Annotated in this window: 2 protein-coding genes; both read right to left on the minus strand. The window is 60.7% G+C overall.

The features are described from left to right. Window positions 1-35 precede the first annotated feature (35 nt). Complete coding sequence (cas2, locus tag P5540_20015) at window positions 36-326, minus strand: CRISPR-associated endonuclease Cas2 (GenBank protein ID HRT67101.1); 291 nt, start codon at window positions 324-326, stop codon at window positions 36-38. Between the two features lie 10 nt (window positions 327-336). After that, window positions 337-1,068 (minus strand): CRISPR-associated endonuclease Cas1 (cas1, locus tag P5540_20020; GenBank protein HRT67102.1); only part of this gene is annotated, 732 nt, incomplete at its 5' end.

Consider the following 1,068-nt stretch of genomic DNA (forward strand, 5'->3'; position numbering starts at 1 on the left):
GATTTCCACACCATCGGACCGCTCGAAACTAGGGGTCAAACAATCTGAGAGCGCTGCTCCGGACGCCAGACTTTGCCGACGTAGGCAATATCCGGAATGGGGCGTTCGCCTTCCACGGTTCCGGCTTCAACGATCAGGGTTTGATCTTCGCTGTCGTTCATCCGCGTTTTCAGTGCCTCGATAAGCTCCAGTCTTTCCCGGGGATTGAGCTGGCAGCAGAAGACGGAATATTGCACACGTTCGCCCCAGCCGCGCATGAGTTTGAAGACCCGTGCACGGCGTCTGTCGTCCGGGATATCGTATGAGATCAGATAAAAACGGCGCATGACGAACCCTTCAGCGTGTGGTGATGCCTGAGTATGACGGAATTTCGCCGCGAAGGACTTTGGCAAGCAGTTTCGCTTGTACGCGGATCACGGAACGCCATGAACAGCGGTAGTCGAACACGGGGTGGGTGATCATCTGGTCGAGACGCAGTTCATAGGCGCGGATCAGCGCTTTGCGCGCGGAGTCGTTCATGGCGCAGCCGGCGGGACTGATGACAAAATCGGGCAGTGCCACCATGCCGGTGTTGATGGCGGAAAGAACCGATGAATCAGCGACCAAGGGGCGGAACTCTTCCATGAGGTCGAGCGCCAGCGCGGGACGCCCGTGGCGCGGACGGTGCAGGAACCCCCAGAAGGGGTCCAGGCCTTCGGCGAGCAGGGCGACCGTCGTCTCTTTGGCGAGCAGGGCGTACGCGAATGAGAGCATCGCGTTGACCGGATCCTTTGGAGGGCGGCGATTACGCGATGTCGGCGAGAAGTTTCCACGGGCCGGACCTTCAGTAAGCATGGTGCCGAAATTGGCGAAATAGAGCGAGGCGATGGAGCCTTCGACGCCCATAAGCTGGTCAACATCCGCGCAGGCGTCGATCTGGGCGATCAGGCGGCGCATGTCGGCAAGGGGGGCGTCAATGTCGCTTGTGGTGTTCCGACGCAACAGGGTTCGTTGGTTCAGCGCTTTTGCGCGGACAAAGGCGCGCGCGAGCGTGAGGCGGCGTCCGTCGTCCGCTGCGGCGGCGAACTG

The organism is Candidatus Hydrogenedentota bacterium (assembly GCA_035450225.1).
GTDB lineage: Bacteria > Hydrogenedentota > Hydrogenedentia > Hydrogenedentales > SLHB01 > DSVR01.